The 19,987-nt window shown below is 56.7% G+C and carries 16 protein-coding genes and 1 tRNA gene; 13 read left to right on the top strand and 4 right to left on the bottom strand.

Translation table 11 applies throughout. The features are described from left to right. Nucleotides 1–34: 34 nt before the first annotated feature. A complete protein-coding gene (locus C7123_RS07450) occupies nucleotides 35–1,729 on the bottom strand; it encodes a tetratricopeptide repeat protein (RefSeq protein WP_069174602.1) in 1,695 nt (564 codons plus the stop codon). A gap of 372 nt (nucleotides 1,730–2,101) precedes the next feature. Between C7123_RS07450 and glmS the strand changes: the two genes are divergently transcribed. From glmS to queC, 13 genes are all read left to right on the top strand, one after another. Further along, nucleotides 2,102–2,536: a methylaspartate mutase subunit S gene (gene glmS, locus C7123_RS07445; protein ID WP_069174601.1), complete on the top strand. Its 435-nt coding sequence runs from the start codon at nucleotides 2,102–2,104 to the stop codon at nucleotides 2,534–2,536. 33 nt (nucleotides 2,537–2,569) lie between these two features. After that, entirely contained in the window at nucleotides 2,570–3,949 is a 1,380-nt protein-coding gene (glmL, locus tag C7123_RS07440; RefSeq protein WP_069174600.1) for a methylaspartate mutase accessory protein GlmL, read from the top strand. Nucleotides 3,950–4,486: 537 nt separating this feature from the next. Next, a complete protein-coding gene (locus C7123_RS07435; RefSeq protein ID WP_069174599.1) occupies nucleotides 4,487–5,956 on the top strand; it encodes a methylaspartate mutase subunit E in 1,470 nt (489 codons plus the stop codon). A 456-nt stretch (nucleotides 5,957–6,412) separates the two neighbouring features. Beyond that, nucleotides 6,413–7,660, top strand: coding sequence for a methylaspartate ammonia-lyase (locus tag C7123_RS07430; protein ID WP_069174598.1), 1,248 nt, complete (start codon nucleotides 6,413–6,415; stop codon nucleotides 7,658–7,660). A 96-nt stretch (nucleotides 7,661–7,756) separates the two neighbouring features. Further along, nucleotides 7,757–9,130 (top strand): acyclic terpene utilization AtuA family protein, encoded by a 1,374-nt coding sequence (locus C7123_RS07425; RefSeq protein WP_038012264.1) that lies wholly within the window; start codon nucleotides 7,757–7,759, stop codon nucleotides 9,128–9,130. 15 nt (nucleotides 9,131–9,145) lie between these two features. After that, nucleotides 9,146–9,466 (top strand): DUF4387 domain-containing protein, encoded by a 321-nt coding sequence (locus C7123_RS07420; protein ID WP_107490619.1) that lies wholly within the window; start codon nucleotides 9,146–9,148, stop codon nucleotides 9,464–9,466. A 383-nt stretch (nucleotides 9,467–9,849) separates the two neighbouring features. Beyond that, nucleotides 9,850–10,791, top strand: coding sequence for an alanine-tRNA synthetase second additional domain-containing protein (locus tag C7123_RS07415; RefSeq protein ID WP_038012262.1), 942 nt, complete (start codon nucleotides 9,850–9,852; stop codon nucleotides 10,789–10,791). Next, complete coding sequence (locus C7123_RS07410; RefSeq protein WP_069174596.1) at nucleotides 10,788–11,630, top strand: fumarate hydratase; 843 nt, start codon at nucleotides 10,788–10,790, stop codon at nucleotides 11,628–11,630. Before C7123_RS07415 ends, C7123_RS07410 begins: the two co-directional genes overlap by 4 nt. 270 nt (nucleotides 11,631–11,900) lie before the next feature. After that, the gene (locus C7123_RS07405) at nucleotides 11,901–12,473 is read left to right on the top strand and encodes a Fe-S-containing hydro-lyase (protein ID WP_037983622.1); all 573 of its coding nucleotides are present in this window, start codon (nucleotides 11,901–11,903) and stop codon (nucleotides 12,471–12,473) included. A 111-nt stretch (nucleotides 12,474–12,584) separates the two neighbouring features. Beyond that, the gene (locus C7123_RS07400; RefSeq protein ID WP_037980691.1) at nucleotides 12,585–12,839 is read left to right on the top strand and encodes a type B 50S ribosomal protein L31; all 255 of its coding nucleotides are present in this window, start codon (nucleotides 12,585–12,587) and stop codon (nucleotides 12,837–12,839) included. A gap of 199 nt (nucleotides 12,840–13,038) precedes the next feature. Beyond that, a tRNA-Ala gene (locus C7123_RS07395) sits at nucleotides 13,039–13,112 on the top strand. 525 nt (nucleotides 13,113–13,637) lie between these two features. Further along, nucleotides 13,638–14,336 carry a queuosine precursor transporter gene (locus tag C7123_RS07390; RefSeq protein ID WP_037980945.1) on the top strand — a complete coding sequence of 233 codons (699 nt, stop codon included), beginning with the start codon at nucleotides 13,638–13,640 and terminating at the stop codon, nucleotides 14,334–14,336. Further along, the gene (gene queC, locus C7123_RS07385) at nucleotides 14,333–14,998 is read left to right on the top strand and encodes a 7-cyano-7-deazaguanine synthase QueC (RefSeq protein WP_069176293.1); all 666 of its coding nucleotides are present in this window, start codon (nucleotides 14,333–14,335) and stop codon (nucleotides 14,996–14,998) included. Before C7123_RS07390 ends, queC begins: the two co-directional genes overlap by 4 nt. Before the next feature lie 232 nt (nucleotides 14,999–15,230). Here queC and C7123_RS07380 read toward each other — a convergent pair whose 3' ends face one another. The 3 genes from C7123_RS07380 to C7123_RS07370 all read right to left on the bottom strand — a co-directional run bounded on the left by C7123_RS07380 (nucleotide 15,231) and on the right by C7123_RS07370 (nucleotide 19,408). After that, nucleotides 15,231–17,474 carry a choice-of-anchor L domain-containing protein gene (locus tag C7123_RS07380; protein ID WP_069176292.1) on the bottom strand — a complete coding sequence of 748 codons (2,244 nt, stop codon included), beginning with the start codon at nucleotides 17,472–17,474 and terminating at the stop codon, nucleotides 15,231–15,233. Nucleotides 17,475–17,711: 237 nt separating this feature from the next. Next, on the bottom strand, nucleotides 17,712–18,656 hold the full coding sequence (locus tag C7123_RS07375; RefSeq protein WP_037980939.1) for a glycosyltransferase family 2 protein: 945 nt from the start codon (nucleotides 18,654–18,656) through the stop codon (nucleotides 17,712–17,714). Beyond that, nucleotides 18,653–19,408 (bottom strand): hypothetical protein, encoded by a 756-nt coding sequence (locus C7123_RS07370; protein ID WP_069176291.1) that lies wholly within the window; start codon nucleotides 19,406–19,408, stop codon nucleotides 18,653–18,655. Before C7123_RS07370 ends, C7123_RS07375 begins: the two co-directional genes overlap by 4 nt. Nucleotides 19,409–19,987 lie beyond the last annotated feature (579 nt).

The following is a 19,987-nucleotide window of genomic DNA, read 5'->3' as shown; positions in this document are numbered from 1 at the left end:
ATCGGCCGAGGCCGTCTCTAATGAATTGTTTCAGTTATCGCACGAGGTTCGTGAAGGCTGCGTCCTTGGCGTACTTAGCGAACTCCAGGTCGTTAGCAGCCTCACGGGCCAGGGATTTCTTCTTGCTGATGGCCGCCTTGAGGTGGCTGATGACGCCGGCAGCGTCGTTCGTGCGGGCGGAGACGATGGCCTTGAGGTAGTCCGTCGTTGCGTCCGGGCGGGTGACGGCGTTGAGGGTCTGCGAGGCCTTGCTGTAATCCTTGGTGAGGATCTGGGCCAGGGCGGCGTTGTTCGTCTTCGCAGCGCCGAACGAGCTGACGGCCTTGGCGTAGTCGCCCTGCTCGAGGTAGAGCATGCCGAGGGCCTCGCCAAGCTCGGCCACGTCAGAGGCGCCGCCGATGAGCTGCTGCGCCTTGTCGCGCTCGCCACGGGTGAGGGCCAGGAGGCCGAGGTTGATGTTGGCGGCGCTATTTTGCTGCACGCTGTTGGACTTGTTGAAGAGTTCCTCTGCCTTGCGGAGGTCGCCGGCGTAGTAGCGCTGCATACCGATGTTGTTCCAAGTGCGGCAGTCGCCGGGGAAGAGCTCGGAGGCCTTGGTGTAGATCGCCTCGCGGTCGACGTCGTTCGTGGTCAGGGTGGCGGCGTAGAGCAGCTCCTCGACGTTGAGCGCTTTAGGGTTCGACTGTGCCAGACGGCTGATCTCCTCGTCCGATTTACCGATGATTTCGATGTTGGCCGTCAGGCGTGAGCGGCGCAGCTTGGGCAGGATCTCGTCGGCCAGGGAGCGGAAGACGGTGGAGATGTTCTTGATCTCACGCTCGCGCTGCTCAGGGTCGGAATACATGGAGAGGACGCGCAGGACGAGGTCTTTGTCTTGCAAGTTCGACTTCGAGACGAGCTCCTTGAAGCCCTCCCAGTCCTGAGCCGTATAGTGTGCGCCGACGGGGACGTCGATTTTGCGTTTGTTCAGTTCGCCTTTCAGGTAGCGCGTCGTGTTGGCTTCGCGTCGCTCGGCCAGCGATTCGTTGAGCGAGAGTCCGCCGTCGGGTGAGGCGTAGGCAGAGACTTCGACGGAGACGTTTTGGTTGGCGGCATCGTTAGCCTTCTTCACGCGATCCTTCCAGTCCTTCAGTTCGCCCTTGCTCAACTCATTGGAGCGGAGTTCGGCCTGCTGGATGAGGAAGAGGATGTTGGCGTCGTAGGCCTCCTTGATGATGCGTTGGAACTTGTCGGCACCGACGGCGGGGTTGGCCGTGGCGGCGTTAGCCAGCGCGGAGGTGGCGATGACGCCGTCGGCTATTTTGATGTCGGGCAGTCGCGACGACTTGTTGCCGATCTTCACGTCGAAGGTCAGGTAAAGCTCCGATCGCTTCATCTCGGGTTTATACTTGAAAGACGACTTCATGGTGACGTTGCCACCCGTACCGTAAGGGATCACTTGGTTGTTGGCGCGCACCTTTTCGCCTTGGAAGGTGTAAGCCGTGCCCCACGTTTCTCCACCGGGATAGCGGAGCACGGGCGTGATCGTCAGCGTAGCGTTTTTCTTGAACCACTTGGCGGGATAAGCGATACTAATCGTGACGGGCACTTGTCCGCCGACGACCTCTAAGGGCTGCGGATCGGCCTGAATGTACTGCGCCGAAAGCGGCTTGAGCTTCCCCGAGCAGGAAGCGAGTGCCATGAGAATGGCGGCCATTACAAGGAATGGCAAGAAGTTCTTTTTGCTCATGATTTTCTCTGTGAGTGTGTGATTGATGTGTGTATTGTTATTGTGTATCTCTCTTATGAGTGTCCCTTCCCCCTGATTTTGGGAGCGCAAAGCTAAGTGAATAACTAAATTCTAATAACGGAAGTTGGATGGGCGCAGGCAGCTGTGCGACGGTCGGCCGAGAGGCTGGAAAGCTCCGCGGCGACCTTGCGCCCATCAGGCTCCTCGCAGGGCCTCAACGGATCGAAACTGAAAGGCGGCCTTTGCTGTCGGTTTGTTACCGCACGAAATGCTGTTTAGACGAGATCGTAAGCTCGTTAAAAAATCCGCAGATCAGGCTTGTTTTATTCATGGCAAAGTCTTTTCCTTTGCCCCATCCTCAATCAAATAATAATGGAACAAAAAACTATCGTAACAGGAGTGATCGGAGCTGACGCGCATGCTGTCGGCAATAAGATCATCGCCTTTGCGCTCCAGCAGGCCGGCTTCAAGGTCGTCAACCTGGGCGTGATGGTGGCACAGGAAGAGTATATCGAAGCCGCGTTGGAGACTAACGCAGACGCCATCCTCGTTTCGTCGCTCTATGGGCACGGCGAGATCGACTGCAACGGGCTGCGCGAGAAGTGTGACGAGGCCGGTCTGAAAGACATTCCCCTCTTTGCTGGCGGCAACCTCGTGGTGGGTAAGCAGAACTTTGAAGACGTTGAGAAGCGCTTCATGGCGATGGGCTTCAATAAGGTTTATCCCCCGGGCACAGCCATCGAGACGACGATCCAAGACCTGCAAGCACTCCTCGAAGCACGCGAAGCCGCTGCGGCCGCTCAATAAGCATTCTTCCCCCACACACTCTCACATTCAACGATGAAATACCTAACTGTCGATTTCGGGTCTACGTACACGAAATTGAGCGCCATCGACGCTGATCGCGGTTGTGTGGTGGCCACTGCTGCGGCCTTCACCACGATCGACACGGACGTGCGTGTGGGCTTCCGCAACGCACTGGCGCAGCTGGAGGAATCGCTCGGCGAACCGTTTGCGTACGACGAGCTGCTCTGCTGCAGCAGTGCTGCGGGCGGGCTGAAGATGGTCGCATTAGGGCTGGTGCCTGAGCTGACATCCAAGGCAGCCCGTCTGGCAGCCTCCAGCGCTGGCGCCAAGGTGGTGAAGACGTACGCCTTCGAGATTTCGAAGCAGGAGCAAGACGAGATCTACCGTATCGACCCCGACTTAGTGCTGCTCTGCGGCGGTACGGACGGCGGCAACAAGGAGGTGATCGTGGCCAATGCCCGACGCCTCTGCGCCATCGATCGCAACTTCTCCGTCATCGTGGCTGGCAACAAGTCGGCCTCGTACGAGCTGGAGGAGGTCTTTGCAGCGTCGAACAAGAACTATGTGATCACGGACAATGTGATGCCGGAGTTTAATCGGCTCAACATCGCGCCGGCGAAGGAGAAGATCAAGGAACTCTTCATCAGTCGCATCATCGAGGCCAAAGGGCTGAGCCGTGTGCAGGAAATGACGCCGCACCGCATCATCCCTACGCCACTGGCGGTGATGAACGGTTGCGAACTCTTCAGCAAAGGCACCCGCAAGGAGGCCGGCGTGGGCGATCTGCTGGCTATCGACATTGGCGGAGCCACGACGGACGTCTACTCGATGACGGACGGTAAGCCGACGATCGACGGCGCAGTGACGAAGGGTCTGCCGGAGCCGTATGCCAAGCGTACGGTGGAGGGCGATCTGGGCATGCGTTACAGTCTGTCGTCGCTGGCCGATGAGCTGGATCTCGACGCGGTGGCCGATGCGGCTGCTGCCGGACGCGATCAGGTGGAGGCGTGGGTGCACCGCTGCACGGAGCATCCGGACACCTTGGCCGAGTCGGGCAGCGTGGAGCAACGCATCGAGGAGGAGCTGGCACGCGGTGCCATACGCCTCGCGGTGGAGCGCCATTGCGGCGTCTACCAGACGGTCTACACGCCGTGCGGACAGTTGTTCGCGCTGACGGGGAAAGACCTCGCCGATGTGGCTTACGTGGTCGGCATTGGCGGCGCCATCATCCACAGCGAGCACCCGGACTACATCCTCGAGGGTTCGAAGGCCGACGCGAGCGACTTCACTTACGCCAAACCGCAGCACCCGTCCTACAAGTTAGACCGACGCTACATCTTCGCCTCGATGGGGCTGCTGAGCGCCGTCAATCCGGAGCTGGCGCTGCGCATTATGAAAGAAGAGATTACTTAACGGCCTGTCGGCCGCAGGTAGTTATGCGCCCATTCGGGCGCGGTAGTCAGGGGGCTTTGCCCCCGGTAGTTACGGCCTAAAGGCCGGGTAGTCAGAAGTGATTCTACCCTCTACCTACTGCGCCGTAGATGCATAACATACCCGGAAAACTTGGCCAGCGTCCCTGACGTCCCCTGCCGGGGCAGGGAAGTTTGGCCGGGTACCCGGAAAACTTGGCCGGCGTCCCTGACGCCTTGATCTTCTTTTGCCTTCTTTTCTTCCCTTGATGGAAGAAAAGAAGGTGGGGGTAAAGGGGCAAAGCCCCTGTTCTTCTCCTTTTCTTGTCTTGACACGGGATAAAGAAGCCCTTGTTCTTCTCCTTTTCTTGTCTTGACACAAGAAAAGGAGCAAAAGGCCCCCACCGGGGGCAGGGAAGTTTGGCCGGGTACCCGGAAAACTTGGCCGGATATAAACTGGGGCGTATGTAATACACTCCGAAAGCGGTTAAAGACCGCATCATCAAAATAGAAACAGCAAAAACAGAGAGACATAAGACACATGGAAATCAGCAATCAGAAGATTTCAGAAGACGCCTTCTTCGCCGAGCGTAAGGAGGTGCTTGGACAATGGCACACGGGGCGAGACATCGATTTCGACGAGGCCGTGGCCTATCAAAAATCCATCCCCGCAGAAAAGCGTTTCGGCGCTAAGCTGCAAAAGGCTACCGAGGAACGGCGGACTCTGATCCAGCCGCGTGCCGGTGTGGCCCTGCCGGAGGAGCACAAGAAGCTGCTCCAATTCCTCGAGACCGAGGGCGAGGCCGACCTGCTGCCTACGACGGTGGACAGCTACACGCGTCTGAACCGCTACCACGAGGCCGAGACGGGTATCGAAAAGAGTAAAGAGACGAACCGCTCGATGCTGAACGGATTCCCGATCGTGAACTATGGCAAGACGATCTGCCGCGACGTGACCTCGGCGCTCAAGAGCCCCGTGCAGGTGCGCCACGGTACGCCCGACGCCCGCCTGCTGACGGAGATCTCCATCGCCGGCGGATTCACCTCGTATGAGGGTGGCGGCATCTCGTACAACATCCCCTACTCCAAGAGCCACTCGATCGAAAAGACCATCGCACACTGGCAGTACGCCGACCGCCTGGTGGGCCTCTACGAAGAGGCGGGCGTGTCGATCAACCGCGAGCCGTTCGGGCCGCTGACGGGCACACTGATCCCGCCTTGTATCTCGAACTCGGTGGCCGTCCTCGAGACACTCCTCGCCGCTGCGCAGGGCGTGAAGGACATCACCGTGGGATACGGCCAGTGTGGCAACCTGATCCAGGACGTGGCCGCGCTGCATACTCTAAACGTACTCACGCGCGATTACCTCGATAGGTACGGCTTCCACGACGTGCGTGTGACGACCGTCTTCCACCAGTGGATGGGCGGATTCCCGCAAGACGAGGCCAAGGCCTTCGGCGTGATCTCGTGGGGTGCGGCCGCCGCAGCGTTGGCCAAGGCCACGAAGGTGATCGTCAAGACGCCGCACGAGGCGATGGGTGTGCCCACGAAGGAGGCTAACGCCGCCGGGCTCCGCGCCACGAAGCAGGTGACCTCCATGCTGCGCGACCAGGACTTCCGCACCGTACCCGCCGTATTAGAGGAGAGCGAGATCATCTCGGCCGAAATGCACTGCATCCTGGGCAAGGTCGAGGAGCTGGGCCGCGGCGACTATGCCGTGGGCACGGTGGCCGCCTTCGAGGCCGGTGTGCTCGATATCCCCTTCGCCCCCAGCCGCTACAATGCGGGTAAGGCCATGCCGGCGCGCGACAATGTGGGCGCCGTCCGCCTGCTCGACATGGGCGCGCTGCCGCTCTCGAAAGACATCGTAGACTTCCACCGCCGCAAGCTCGAGGAGCGCGCTGCGTTTGAGAACCGCCCTGTGAGCTTCCAAATGGTCATCGACGACGTGTACGCCATCGGCAAGGGCTTCCTGGTCGGACGCCCGCGCGGAGCGAATAGCGAACACTAAAGGCGACTGCCTTCCGAGGGGCTTGGTTTGGATCAAACCCGGTGGTTTGATCCAAAACCGGCCCGCGATTGGGTCAAACCAATGGTTTGAAGCAAAACCCGACCCCGATTCGGGTCAAACCAATGGTTTGAAGCGAAACCCACCTCCGATTTGGACCAAACCAATGGTTTGAAGCAAAACCTGACCCCGATTCGGGCCAAACCAATGGTTTGAAGCAAAACCCGACCCCGATTGGGGCCAAACCAATGGTTTGAAGCAAAACCCGACCCCGATTGGGGCCAAACCAGGTGGTTTGATGCAAAACCCGACTCCGATTGGGGCCAAACCAGGTGGTTTGATGCAAAACCCAACCCCGATTGGGGCCAAACCAGGTGGTTTGACTCCATCCACAGCCCCGGCAGAGGGCATCACACATAGACATAAGGAATAAGTACACACAATCAAATAGAAACAGAAATGAAAATCACCCAAGTAATCTGCGCTCCCGGCAAGACGGGCTTCTTCTTCGACGATCAGAAGGCCATTAAGAACGGAGCGAAAAACGACGGCGCTTTCTATGAAGGAACGCCTGTAACCCCCGGATTCACGGCCGTTCGTCAGGCTGGCGAATCGATCTCAGTCATCTTCGTACTCGAAAACGGTGCGATGGCTTACGGCGACTGCGCCGCTGTGCAGTACTCCGGAGCCGGCGGACGCGACCCGCTCTTCCTGGCCAAGGACTTCATCCCCGTTATCGAGAAGGAAATCGCTCCGCTTTACGTGGGCAAGGAGATCACCACCTTCCGCGAGATGGCTGACCGCACCGACAAGTATGTAGACCCCAAGACGGGCCAGAAATATCACACCGCCATCCGCTACGGCGTGACCCAAGCCTGCCTCGACGCTGTGGCCAAGAGCCGCGGCCTGCTCATGGCCGAAGTCATCGCTGACGAGTACGTCACGAAGATCTCCGACACCATCATCCCCATCTTCTCCCAGTCGGGCGACGACCGCTACCTGAACGCCGACAAGATGATCATGAAGGCCGCCGACGTACTGCCGCACGCCCTTTTCAACCACGTCGAGACGAAGGTGGGCCTCAAGGGCGAGAAGATCAAGGAATACGTGGAGTGGCTGCGCAACCGCATCCAGAAGCTGAAACCCTTCGAGGGCTACAACCCGACGATCCACATCGACGTCTACGGCACGCTGGGCATCGTCTTCAACAACGACCCCGAGGCCATCGCTCACTACATCGGTGAGGTGGCAGCCATCGCAGCGCCATTCAAGCTGCGCGTCGAGGGTCCAGTGGACATGGGCGAGCGCGAGGCACAGATCAAGGCTCTGCGCGACATCCGCGCCGTGATCGACCGCGAAGGCATCAACGCCGAAATCGTAGCCGACGAATGGTGCAACACGCTGGAGGACATCGTGGACTTCTCGAAGGAGAAATCCGGCCACATGGCCCAGATCAAGACGCCCGACCTCGGCGGCATCAACAACGCCATCGAGGCAGTCCTCTACTGCAAGGAGCACGGCATGGGCGCCTACCTCGGCGGCACCTGCAACGAGACGAACCGCTCGGCCGAAGTCTGCGCACACATCGCTATGGCCACTCAGCCCGTACAGTATCTGGCTAAGCCGGGCATGGGCGTCGACGAGGGCTATATGATTGTATTCAACGAGATGAGCCGTATCCTGGCCATCCGGAAAGCGAAGAAGTAAAACCTTTAGAGGGTAGAGGATAGAGGATAGATGATCTCTATCCTCCGATCTCTAACCTCTACCCTCTACCCTCTAACCTCTACCCTCTAAATAGAAATGGAAGAATTAAGAGTCTTATCCCCCACCGCCATCCTGGGCTACGGCTTCCCGATGGAGTCGTTCGTGGAGGGCATGAAACGTGCGCCGCACGTCATTGCTGTCGACGCCGGATCGTCCGATCCCGGCCCCTATTACCTCGGCGCCGGCAAGTCGTTCACCGACCGCAACTCGGTGAAGCGCGACTTAGAGATTATGATCCCCGCCGCCATCGAGGCCGGCATCCCCGTCATCGTCGGCACGGCCGGCGGCAGCGGTGCTACGCCGCATCTGGACTGGGCCGTGGACATCGTCAAGGAGATCGCCCGCGAGAAGAAGCTCAGCTTCAAGATGGCCATCATCGGCTCCGAGCTGGACAAAGAGCTCGTTAAGGAGAAGCTCCGCAAGGGTCAAGTGACGCCCCTGCACCCGGCCAAAGAGATCGCCGAAAAGGACGTCGACGAGGCCGTACACATCGTCGCTCAGATCGGCGAAGAGCCCTACATCAAAGCCTTGGACGAAGGCGCGAACGTGATCATCGCCGGTCGCTCGTACGACCCCGCCGTCTTCGCCGCCCTCGCCATCAAGCAGGGCTACGACAAGGCCTTGGCGCTCCACATGGGCAAGATCCTCGAGTGTGCCGCCATCGCCGCCCTGCCCGGCAGCGGTAGCGACTGCATGTTCGGCTACCTCCGCAAGGATCACTTTGTGCTCGAGCCCCTCTCGCCCCTGCGCAAGTGCACCACGCTCTCCATCGCCGCCCATACGCTCTACGAAAAGACCAACCCTTACGTACTGCCTGGCCCCGGTGGCGCCCTCGACTTGCACGAGTGTACCTTCACGCAGGTGGACGACAACAAGGTGAAGGTGGCCGGATCGAAGTTCGTCCCCACGGACAAGTTCTTCGTCAAGCTCGAAGGCGTGCGCCGCGTAGGCTATCGCACCATCTCGTGCGCCGGCGTCAAGGATCCGATCATGATCTCGAAGATCGACGACATCGTCCGCAGCGTCAAGGATCGCGTGAAGAACAACTTCGAGCACTATGGCATCACCGACTTCTACCTCGACTTCAAGATCTACGGCAAGAAGGGCGTCATGGCCATGTTCAAGGACGCCGAAGAGTCGCACAGCGACGAGCTGCTGATCATCATCGAGGCCGTGGCCGCCACCCAGGAACAGGCCAACACCATCTGCGGATTCGCCCGCAGCACCATGCTCCACTTCGGCTACGAAGGGCGCATCGCGACGGCCGGCAACCTGGCCTTCCCCTTCTCGCCCTCGGATGCCAAGATGGGCGAGGTCTTCGAGTTCAACATCTACCACCTGATGCAGGTCGACAACTCCACCGAGCTGTTCCCCGCGCGCTACATCAGCTTCAATCAGGGACAGGAATAAGAAAGGAGGATATCTATCATGCATTACAAACTGACAGACGTGGCTTCGGTGATCCGAAGCAAGAACTCGGGCCCCTACGAGCTGACCTTCGACGTCATCTTCAAGGACTATGAGATGTATGAGCGCGTCAAGGCCGCCGGCGTATTCAACAACGCCATGTTCGCCTCGCTTTACCACATCCCCGAGACGGACATCATCGGCATCGTGCACTTCGACCCCGCCAAGGCGATCAAGACCACCATCGTGCGTCCGATCCCCTCCGGCGCGCTCGGCGAAACGGACGTCTACGGCGCCCAACAGCACGTCCCCCTGATGAAGCTAGAGTTTGATTTATAATCGTTCATTGTCCTTATATGAAGAAGCGGGGGCAAGACCGACACAAACGGTTCCTGCCCCCGTTTTTGTTCCAAAACCCGATGCGTTAGTGATGACTACCCTTATAGGTTAGCATCGTCCTACCCTATAGGTTAGCGAGGAACTACCTTATAGGGTAGTGCCGGCATAACATCCTCGTCTCATTCTGCCGGTAGGGTAGGGGCGTATCGCATACGCCCTACTAATGCCCCGGCAGGGGCAAACCTCGGTATCTGTATTCGGCCCTGCGGGCCGTCTAAAAGGGCGTATGCGATACGCCCCTACCCTACCGGCAGGAGGGAGGGGGACTGATGTCCCTTGGCCCCGGCACTTTTAGTTTTTAGTTTTTAGTTCCAACAGCTCCTATGCGCAATCACGCACAAGAATATATGGTCTCGGCGCAGTACTTCGCGCCGCGTGGCAAAGAGCGACTCATGTTCCTCGGCGAACAGATCAGCCACCGCCACCTCTTCTTTAACGACCGCCTCATCGGCATCCTCGGCGACGCCGGCGCTGGCAAATCGTCCTTCATCAAGGGCATGTTCCCCGGCCTGCAACTCTCCAACGATGACGACATCGTCAACCCGCGCAAGATCATGCAGGTGCGCAACCCGCTCAACGACATCGAGGACGCCACCACCTATCACTTCGACGTCCGCTTCCAGATGGCCTTTATGCAGATGTACGAGATCGCCGACTTTGTCCGCTCGCTGCTGGAGCGCAAGCGCCGTGTCGTCGTTGAGCACTTCAACCTGCTCTACGACGCCCTCGGCCGCAACGCCGACCTGCTCGTGGGTATCGGCGAAGAGATCATCGTGGCCCGCCCCGGCGTCTTCGGCCCCTTGCCACAGAGCATCTACGACATCGTCCACGAGTCGCTCAAGTATCGCAAGATGGCCCACTCGGCCGAAGACATCACCACGCTCCTCCTCAGCGACGAGTTTGGCATCTCTGACGACGAGTACTACTTCTCCGACGTCCGAAACGGCTTCATGCTCAAGTTTCGCCAGCGCCCCGAGATCGATCTGGAGCGCCTCGAGGCACGTGTCCGCGAGCGCATTGCCGAGCATCTCCACATCGCCTACCACGACGAGGATCACGTCCGCATCGGCGACCGTGTCATCCCCTGCGATGGCCCTCGTTTCCACGTCCGCAACACATCTGAAATCATTGACTTCTCCCTTCACAAGACCCTCGTCGAAGACCCCAAGACAGGCCACTTCTGCCTCATCGGCTTCATCGACGATCCGCAGGAAGACGTCAGCAACCGCAATACCCATTACTTCTTAGCACGTAACTACCAATGAGAGAAATTCAAGCAGAAAAGATCACCACCCTCGTCGAGCGTCTCTGCATCGAAGCCTGCTATGTGCTGGCCGACGACATCGATCGTAAGTTTCATAGCTGCCTCCAGACCGAGCGCTCACCACTGGGTCGTCAGGTGCTCACCACCCTCATCGACAACGCCCGCATCGCCCGCGAGGAGCGCGTCCCCATCTGTCAAGACACCGGCATGACCGTCATCTTCGTCACCTGGGGCCAAGACGTCCGCATCACCGGCGGCTTCATCGAGGACGCCATCAACCAGGGCGTCCGCCAGGGCTACGAGAAGGGCTACCTCCGCAAGTCTGTCGTTCGCGACCCCATCGACCGCGTGAATACGAAAGACAACACGCCCGCCATCATCCACTATGAGATGGTGCCCGGCGACGCCTTCCACATCGTTGTCGCGCCCAAAGGCTTCGGCAGCGAAAACAAGAGCGACCTGAAAATGCTCATGCCCAGCGACGGTGTGCCCGGCATCAAGCAGTTCGTCATCGATACCGTCTCGCACGCCGGCGCCAACCCCTGTCCGCCGACCATCGTCGGTGTCGGCATTGGTGGCACGATGGAGCGCGCCGCCTACCTCAGCAAGAAAGCCCTGCTGCGCCCCGTCGGCTCCGTCAACGAGCGCCCCGACCTGGCCGCCCTTGAGCAAGAGCTGTATGACGACATCAATCGCCTCGGCATCGGTCCCGTCGGCTTCGGCGGATCTACCACCGCGCTGGCCGTCCACATCCTCACCTTCGCCACCCACATCGCCGGCCTACCCGTCTCCGTCAACATCGGCTGCCACGCCACCCGCCACGCCGAAGGGTCACTCTGATCTTGAAGTACCCGGCCATATTCCCCGGCCCCGGTGGGGCCCTCTACCGAGGCAAGGAAGTTCTCCCGGTACCCGGCCAACTTGGCCGGCGTCCCTAACGCCTTGACCTTCTTTTGCTTCTTTTCTTGTGTCAAGACAAGAAAAGAAGAGACATCAAGACAAGAAAAGAAGAGCCACCAAGGGAAAAAAAGAAGAAGCATCAAGACAAGAATAGATCCGGCCTCCCCTCCCCATCATCCAAATAGAAATTGAATTTGACTATCACACATAATGGAAGCAACACCCCAAATAGAGAAACGCATCCTGCGTGCCCCCTTCACCGACGACGTCATCCGCTCACTCACAGCCGGCGACCTCGTCTACCTCTCCGGCACCATCTACACCGCCCGCGACGCCGCCCATAAGCGCCTCTACGAAATGCTCGACCGCGGCGAACCCATGCCCTTCGACTTCACCGGACAAGTCGTCTACTACGCCGGTCCCTGCCCCGCCAAGCCCGGGCAACCCATCGGATCCGTCGGCCCCACCACGGCCGGTCGCATGGACGCCTATTCGCCCCGCCTCATCCGTGAAGGCCTGAAAGTGATGATCGGCAAAGGCCTCCGCAACGCCGAAGTAGTCGACGCATTAAAGCAATACACCGGCGTCTTCTTCGCCGCCATCGGTGGAGCAGCCGCCCTCATGGCCCGCTGTGTCGACACTGCCGAGGTGATCGCCTTCGACGACCTCGGCCCCGAAGCCATCCGCCGCCTGACCGTCACAGAGCTGCCCGTCATTGTAGCCATCGACAGCCAGGGCCGCAACGTCTACGAGACGGGCCGCGCTGCTTACGAACAGGACTGACACGCTGCGCAAGTGCCTCACTTCTTGCGCCAATAGACATTTATCCTACTTTTGCGCACTGTTTCACAGGAAGAAACGAATCAATTTTATACATATAAAAACAGCACCGCAATGAAAAAAGGACTTCATCCGGAAAACTACCGTCAGGTAGCCTTCAAAGACATGTCGAACGAAGAGGTATTCATCACCCGCTCCACGATCAACACGAAAGAGACGATCGAAATCGAAGGTGTGACCTATCCCTTGGTCAAGCTCGAAATCTCCAGCAGCTCGCACCCCTTCTACACGGGCAAGGCAAAACTGGTGGACACCGCCGGCCGCGTCGACAAGTTCATGAGCCGCTATGGCAACCGCTACAAGAAGTAATCGCCAATCGGCTTTACAGATCACAGAGGCGGGCAGGTAGAACGAATCCGTTCTGCTTGCCCGCTTCCTTTTTCTGCCCCCAGTGGGACAGATAGCGCGTAGAGCATCCCCAGCAACGCACGGTACCCAAGCGAAAATGCGGTTTCAAAATCCATCTATCTTTGCCCCGTCATTTCCGGAGGGAAACGGGCAAAAACATGGGGCATTAGCTCATCTTGGTAGAGCATTTGGTTCGCAATCAAAAGGTGACGAGTTCGAGTCTCGTATGCTCCACGCGAATTATTCCAATAACAGCTTACACAAAAAGGTGGCGCCCGACTTTACACGCAAGATGTAAGGCCGGGCGCTTTTCATATGGGTCTACGCCTGGGCGTTGAGATGCTCCGACGACCGTCCGAGGGCAAAACCCTCAGGGTTCGGAGCTCCGACGACCGTCCAAGGGCGAAACCCTCAGGGTTTAGAGCTCCGACGACCGTCCAAGGGCAAAACCCTCAGGGTTTAGAACTCCGACGACCGTCCGAGGGCGAAACCCTCAGGGTTCAGAGCTCCGACGACCGTCCGAGGGCAAAACCCTCAGGGTTCAGGGCTCCGACGACCGTCCAAGGGCAAAACCCTTAGGGTTCAGAGCTTCGACGACCGTCCGAGAGAGACACTCTATTCCTCCCGTAGCCTCGTTTCCCTACTTTTGCGCCCGCCGCGATGGTTTGCGGCGCAGGGAGTGGCAGCGATCTCCGAGATAGGCAGCCATACGACGCCTCTCCCCCCGTGTGCTTGAACACCACGTTAAAAACAAGATAGATGAAAAGTAAAGTATCCGTATCCTTCATGATGCTCGGCGTGCTCTTCTGCACCTGCCTCGTAGCGTCCAACCTGTTAGAGACCAAAGTCGTGAGGCTTTGGCAAATGCCCGGCGGGCACATCCTCTCCGTCACTGCCGGACTGCTCGTCTTCCCCATCTCCTACATCATTAACGACTGCATCGCCGAAGTCTGGGGCTACCGCAAGGCACGCCTCATCATCTGGCTCGGCTTTGCGATGAACTTCCTCGTTATTATCCTCAGCCGCGTAGCCGTCATGCTACCCGCCGCACCGTTTTGGGAGGGCGAGGAGGCCTTCAATTTCGTCTTCGGACTCGCTCCACGCATTGCCGCTGCCAGTCTGCTGGCCTTCCTCGTTGGGTCGTTCCTCAACGCCTATGTGATGAGCCGCATGAAGATCCGGTCTGCAGGCCGCAACTTCTCAGCGCGCGCCATCCTCTCCACGTTGGTGGGCGAAAGTGCAGACTCGCTCCTCTTCTTCCCCATCGCTTTCGGCGGCATCATCCCGGCCGATGAGCTACTGAAGATGATCGCGGTGCAGGCACTGCTCAAGACGCTCTACGAGATCCTCATCCTACCCGTCACCATCCGCGTGGTGCATTACATCAAGCGCGTCGACGAGACCGACACCTACGACGAGGGTATCTCATACAACGTTTGGAAGATTAAGGAGCTATGAAAACCGATACACGTCACGACGCTGCGCTCGTCGTTTTCAGTGGTGGACAAGACTCCACCACGTGCCTCTTTTGGGCCAAGGAACACTTCGCAGAGGTCCGTGCGCTGACCTTCCTCTACGGGCAAAAGCACCGTGAGGAGGTCAACGTGGCGCAACGTATCGCCCGCACGGCTGATGTAGCATGGGATGTGCTCGACGCGTCTTTCATCGCCTCCCTCGGCACCAGTGCCCTCACCGACACCCGCATACTCATGGACAGCGAGAAGCCCGCAGAGGGCCCACCAAACACGTTCGTGCCCGGTCGCAATCTCTTTTTCTTGAGTATGGCCGCTGTCTACGCTGCTGAACGTGGCATCCGTCACCTCGTTACGGGCGTCTCCGAGACCGATTTCAGTGGCTATCCTGACTGCCGCGACACGTTTGTCCGCTCGCTTAACGTTACGCTCAACCTGGCAATGGATGCACAGTTCGTCATCCATACGCCACTCATGTGGCTCGACAAGGCCGACGTCTGGGCCCTCTCCGACCGCCTCGGTGTCTTCGATCTGGTCCGCCGCGAGACCCTCACGTGTTACAACGGCGTCCTTGGTGACGGTTGCGGACATTGTCCTGCTTGTCGCCTACGCCATGAAGGACTGGAGCGTTACCTCGCCCGACGATAAACTCCTCCCCACGTACACAAATAGCAAGAAGGCTCGTAAGCATCATCGTCTTACGAGCCTCTTTCATTTTGGGGGTCACACGTCGCAATCGCCTCTCCCTTTTCGTACTGAGGTAGGTGTACAAAAAATAGAAGCCCCGAGACATCACGCCCCAGGGCCTCCCACAAAAAAAGCTATGAAACTAAAATCTTTACAGACTCAACTCTTATCTCTTTTCAGTAAGCGGAATCGCTTACTTCACAATCACTTTATGCGTATTACCATTCCCCAGAGCCACCACATAGAAGCCCGCAGGAAGTGCCGTGCGAACTGTCTCGCCGGCTGAGAGGGTCAGCGTGCGTACGAGCACACCACTCACATTGTACACTTTGGCCGTGTTGGCCGTGGGACTCGTCACATAGAGGGTCTCACGCTCGGTGTAGATCGAAGAACCGTCAGCCTCCACATTGCTATTCGGAGCAGCAAACGAGATTCTGAGATCGATCGCTTCACGAACCATATAAATCGTTACCGTATAGGTGCCATCGCCATTGCTGACCACGCGTACACCTTGTTTGTCGGGGATAGACTTTCTGCCTGTCTCCACCACAGGAACCTTACCGGCATTCGCACCCGTAGGCATCACTCGGAAGGTAAGATCGCTACCTGAATTCACGTAGTGGATTCCCGGAGCATAGCTCGAAACCAAACCTGACACTTCGGGCATAATTACCTGTCGTGATATTCCTGGCTGAACAGGTCCAGCTAAAGAATCCTTTGTGAAGTGGAAGAACTGCACCTGTGCACACGCATTGGGCTCACGCAGCCAAATATTACGATCGCTGGCCAAGAAGTACTCCATCTGATCGTGGGTGAAAGGACGTTCCTCACCCGTAGCTGTATCACGAGCGAACTCCCAATGTAAGCCGTTATCAATGCTTCGATAGACCTTATTCGAACCTCCAGTAATGTTCAGTTTGAATCGACCGGGATATTTCGGTGATGGTGCCACAAAGTCAATGTTCGTCTGAATGCCATTGAAGAACTTGAAGAAGTGTTTGGTGGTCTTGTTCATCACCGTATCACAATCTCCACTTACGATACAAGCCTTGATCGCACCTTCTTTTCCGTTATCCGCAGCGGGAACAGGAAGGATCTTAACAGGGAAGGTGATCAGCTCCTCGTTGGCTTTCAAATCTAATGTATCGGGCAACGGAGATCCATCCGCCTTTCTAATGTTCTCTTTTGAAGCAATACCCATATAAGAAAGAACGAGTTTACGATCAAATGCCGCAGGGAGGAAGCCCAGTTTTAGTGTCTGGATACAATCTGTATAGAGGTGATCTTTACCTTGTTCGTCCCATTCCCGATTCCAAGCACCCATATAAGGGGCATCTAAACCCACTTGAGGTGCACCCAAATCAAGATTGGAGAGGAAGACTGCAGAACCCAGAATTTGGTCGACCACATTCGCTATTTTGAGTTCCAGACGATACGTTTTTGATGTAGACAACCCTAATGCCTTCGCAGTAAGCATAACCGTGTGCCCATCATATTCCATCTTAGCATCATTATTGAACACTGGAATATGCCATTCGGGATGAGGAGAACCAGGCAGAGCATGATTACCTGGAAAACTGGACGGCACGTTAGCTGAATGTGGATTACCCCAATTTGAATTATTAATCGTTACCGATGTCGATCCATCCGAGAAGTAAGCAATATTCTGCTTGGGGCCCGAGGGCAGTTCTCTCACAAAAAAGCCAAAGACATCATTGAAAGTAGATCCCGAATATTCAGGATACTCTGTAGAGGCAAAGATGAAGTCAAACGTCACATCCGGCTGAAATGGCTTGAAGTCAAAAGAGAGAATAGATCCACAAGTCACCGAACCTGTCGTCAACGGCGTTAAATCAGGATCTGATCCAACCGCAATATCGCCACCATCCAAACCTCCAGTAAGATCATTTGGTCCCTCAGCATTATTGGCTGGAACAGAGCCAATCACATCACCCGTTGCGAGGATTAACCCTTTATCGATAGGGAAGCCGCTGGATCCTGCTTCAAAATAAGCCAAAGAACGCGCCGTGGCTGTCCATGTCCCAGTGAATTGTACGTTTGAAATGGCAGATGCAGCTGCTGGATTATTCAACAGTACATTGGTGATTAACTGGGCGGGGGTATATGCATGCTGAGCGGAGTATCCGCCTGGTGCTGTACCGCGATCCACCAAAATAGAGCCTGCATGTGGCGTAGCAAGACGCGTAGAGGATCGTAGTTGCGCTTTACTCTCCCGCTCAACGATCATTGTGGCGCGTTTCTCAGCCCAATGAGCCGGAACACCCTTCTTAATATATTCTTGTTTGAGGGAGTCGATTCGGGCTTGTTGTTCAACCGTGAACGTGTTCACGCGCTGTGCTTGTATGACAGTGGGGAACGCGATCCCTGCGCTAAGCATCAGGGCGGCCGCACATAGTCGTGTAATCTTCTTCTTCATTCAGTTTTTCTTCATTTATAACGTATGGCATCGCAGAGGGGGGGATAAATGCCGATTGTTTTGTTCGTATAACACATTACCCTTTCCGAATGCAGGGGCAAAGAAGGAGAGGATTCTTTGAATACGCAACTTCATAAGGGGCGAAATGGATCACATTAGTGTTTTTTGTATGTATTACAAGTCGGACGTTCCTACCCAGATCGAGGCAAAACGACGGTCCGTGGCGACGGTTGGAGGTTATGAATCAGTGCAGTTACGGCATTCGTCGATGATGTATTCCGGGCGGTTTTTGATCTCGTCGAAGAGGACGCCAATGTATTGCCCGAGTACGCCGATCGTGAGCAGTTGCACACCTCCGAAAAAGATGATGGCGGTCATGATCGAGCTCCATCCGGTTTCGGCATGACTGAAACCGCAGATCTTGCCCAAGAGGGTCCAAAGGGCCAGCAGCAGCCCCACGATGACGGCCAGGAATCCGAGGCTCGAGGCCAGTCGCAGTGGCTTTTTGGAGAAATACAACAAGGCGTTGGAGGCGAAGCGGAGCATTTTACTCAAGGGGTACTTCGTTTCGCCCGCCACGCGTGCCTTACGTTCGTAGTAGAAGGGCACCTGCTTGAAGCCGATCCAACTGATGAGGCCGCGGATGTACTTCCCATGCTCGGGCAGGCGCTTGAACTGGTCCATGATCTTGCGATCGATGAGGCGGAAATCGCCCGTATCGAGCGGGAATTGCACCTCACTCATGCGGTTCATGGTGCGATAAAACAGGCGTGCGGAGAGGCGTTTGAAGAGCGTTTCCTTTTCGCGCGATCGGCGGACGCAGTAGACGCTGTTTGCGCCTTCGCGTTCGCTGAGGGCCAGAATGTCGGGGATCAACTCCGGAGGATCTTGCAGATCGGCATCCATAATCACGGCCCAATCGGCGGTACACTGGTGAATGCCGGCCGATACGGCGGGTTGATGGCCAAAGTTGCGCGAGAAGTGGAGCACTTTCACCCTTGGATCTTCGTCGGCTAACTCGTTCAGCATGTTACGCGTACCGTCTCGACTGCCATCATTGATGTAAATAATCTCGCCCTCGCAGGGCAGACGGTCGATCACAGCGCGCGTGCGCCGATACGACTCGGCCAGCACTGCCTCCTCGTTATAACAGGGGACGATGATTGATAGGCGCCGTGTCATTGTTCTTCGTCTAAAAAGTTCTTCCCTCGACTGCTGCGGATGGTGGCACGGATCTCCTCCTCGTTCATCTCCTTCATATTCGAAATCGTGTACGTTTTGGCCAGAAAGTCGCCATACTGGTTGCACTCCCAGAGCACCCCGTCGAGCACCGCCTTCAGGTCCGCACGAAGAGGCAGCAGCACCACCAGTTCAGCGTAGTCCGGATGTATCGTCAGGCGTTCGATGTCCCAATCGGCCTGCCGAAGCGCGAAGTTGAACTCACGCTCCACCACGTCTCGCCGATAGCCCTCGATCGTCATGCCCTCCGCCGCAGGGAAAAGCAGGTAGAAGCGCAACTTCTGCCCCTTGCCGCCCAGGCCAGTGGAGATATAAATCTGCTTTTCGTCAGAGAGTTCCGACTCCAGAATGATGCGCCCTTCCATGAGTGCCATGTAAGCCCAATCGCGCATGTCAGGCTCGGCCAACCGTGCGTAACGCTCCAACCGTCGGTAGGCAGTCACGTCGCCCGAGATGGCGAAGATGGCCAGGATGCGCCGCTTGTATTCTTCCGTCGTTTCGGGGTTATAGAGGTCTATTTCAAATGCTTCGAGGTCGCCCGCTGTCCACGGGATCCTCTCCTGCTTGATCCGGTTCGAGAAATGGAAGTACTCCATCTGTCGCTCCACCGGAATCTGATGCTCAAGCACATGAAAACTTCCGCTCGTTTTGGCCAGAAACTTCTGAAATTGATTGTATTCGGTTTGTTGTATCATTCTATTTCTCCGCTGTTCGTCCCCCTCCGCTTGGAGGGAGAGCAAAAGTATCTCTTTTCACCAAACCGCGGAGTCATGCGCCCTGCAAGCCGTTTGCTCCCTCCGGTCATGGGCTTTCATTTGTTTCACGCTGTCGTTCCACAACGTCCTCATTTGCGCATCCCCCTGCGCGATGATGCAGGAAAACTTCGTTGAGCGGAGGTTTCAAAACAGGCTGCGTAGAAACAAACGACTGCGCCATTCATTGCAAAGCATATATCGTAAGATCATCTACCAAAGTAATTTCTCGCAATGCAAGTGATTTACGACTAATTACGGGAGTAATTTGTCGCAATGCAAATGCTTTCCGACTACTTACCAGAGTAATTCTTTGCAATGCAAGTGATTTACGACTACTTACCAGAGTAATTTATTGCAAAGCAAATGCTTTGCGACTATTTACTGGAGTAATTTATTACAATGCAAATGCTTTGCGAATAATTACCGGAGTAATTTGTTGCAATGCAAATGATTTACGACTAATTACCGAAGTAATTTATCGTAATGCAAATGCTTTGCGACTATTTACCGGATTAATTT

Source organism: Tannerella serpentiformis (assembly GCF_003033925.1).
Classification (GTDB): domain Bacteria; phylum Bacteroidota; class Bacteroidia; order Bacteroidales; family Tannerellaceae; genus Tannerella; species Tannerella serpentiformis.
The sequence above is the reverse complement of the archived record's forward strand: the minus strand, read 5'-3'. Positions and strand labels throughout refer to the sequence as shown.

Bases quoted from the DNA above. Each gene is read 5' to 3' on its own strand.
- C7123_RS07450 (WP_069174602.1), bottom strand. From the start codon at position 1,729: ATGAGCAAAAAGAACTTCTTGCCATTCCTTGTAATGGCCGCCATTCTC.
- glmS (WP_069174601.1), top strand. From the start codon at position 2,102: ATGGAACAAAAAACTATCGTAACAGGAGTGATCGGAGCTGACGCGCAT.
- glmL (WP_069174600.1), top strand. From the start codon at position 2,570: ATGAAATACCTAACTGTCGATTTCGGGTCTACGTACACGAAATTGAGC.
- C7123_RS07435 (WP_069174599.1), top strand. From the start codon at position 4,487: ATGGAAATCAGCAATCAGAAGATTTCAGAAGACGCCTTCTTCGCCGAG.
- C7123_RS07430 (WP_069174598.1), top strand. From the start codon at position 6,413: ATGAAAATCACCCAAGTAATCTGCGCTCCCGGCAAGACGGGCTTCTTC.
- C7123_RS07425 (WP_038012264.1), top strand. From the start codon at position 7,757: ATGGAAGAATTAAGAGTCTTATCCCCCACCGCCATCCTGGGCTACGGC.
- C7123_RS07415 (WP_038012262.1), top strand. From the start codon at position 9,850: ATGCGCAATCACGCACAAGAATATATGGTCTCGGCGCAGTACTTCGCG.
- C7123_RS07410 (WP_069174596.1), top strand. From the start codon at position 10,788: ATGAGAGAAATTCAAGCAGAAAAGATCACCACCCTCGTCGAGCGTCTC.
- C7123_RS07405 (WP_037983622.1), top strand. From the start codon at position 11,901: ATGGAAGCAACACCCCAAATAGAGAAACGCATCCTGCGTGCCCCCTTC.
- C7123_RS07400 (WP_037980691.1), top strand. From the start codon at position 12,585: ATGAAAAAAGGACTTCATCCGGAAAACTACCGTCAGGTAGCCTTCAAA.
- C7123_RS07390 (WP_037980945.1), top strand. From the start codon at position 13,638: ATGAAAAGTAAAGTATCCGTATCCTTCATGATGCTCGGCGTGCTCTTC.
- queC (WP_069176293.1), top strand. From the start codon at position 14,333: ATGAAAACCGATACACGTCACGACGCTGCGCTCGTCGTTTTCAGTGGT.
- C7123_RS07380 (WP_069176292.1), bottom strand. From the start codon at position 17,474: ATGAAGAAGAAGATTACACGACTATGTGCGGCCGCCCTGATGCTTAGC.
- C7123_RS07375 (WP_037980939.1), bottom strand. From the start codon at position 18,656: ATGACACGGCGCCTATCAATCATCGTCCCCTGTTATAACGAGGAGGCA.
- C7123_RS07370 (WP_069176291.1), bottom strand. From the start codon at position 19,408: ATGATACAACAAACCGAATACAATCAATTTCAGAAGTTTCTGGCCAAA.